General features: G+C 61.7%; 1 protein-coding gene. It reads left to right on the top strand.

What is annotated here, in order from left to right:
- Window positions 1-635 (top strand): helix-turn-helix domain-containing protein (locus tag AC0L17_RS34540; protein ID WP_473518999.1); only part of this gene is annotated, 635 nt, incomplete at both ends.

Here is a 635-nt window from a genome sequence, read left to right as displayed (position 1 = left end):
CGCGCTCGACCGCCACAAGCCTGAGGCTCTGGGAGACGAGGAACGGCGGAGCCTGCTGCGCATGGGCGCCGATCTCGAACTGGCATGGCATCATGCCAACGCCACCGCCACCACGCGCAAACGGATCATCCGTGCCGTGATCCGCGAGATTGTCGTCGCCATCGAAGACGACCACATCAAAATGCTGGTGCATTGGCAGGGCGGCGACCATACCGCGCTTTCGGTCAGGAAGAACAAGGCAGGCCATCACCGTTGGGGCGCCCCGCCGGACATCGAGGAACTGATCCGTGCCCTGGCACGCCAATTGCCGGATAGAGCGATCGCATCGCTTCTCAACCGGCTCGGCAAAACCACGGGTCGTCAGAACGGATGGACGCAGTCCCGTGTCTGCACTTTCCGCAACCAGCACGACATCGCCGTCTACAAAAAGGACGAACGGTCGGAGCGCGGCGAGTATACATTGCAGGAAACGGCTGCGAAGCTCGGGCTGCGGCCAATGACCGTGCTGCGCATGATCCGCGCCGGCGATCTGAAGGCCGAGCAGTATTGCAAGGGTACGCCCTGGATCATCCGTCATGAAGATATCGAGCAACTCGATATCCAGCACCATTCCGGCAGGAGCGGACACAGTCCAT

This window comes from Mesorhizobium sp. WSM4829 (assembly GCF_055811475.1).
The sequence above is the reverse complement of the archived record's forward strand: the minus strand, read 5'-3'. Positions and strand labels throughout refer to the sequence as shown.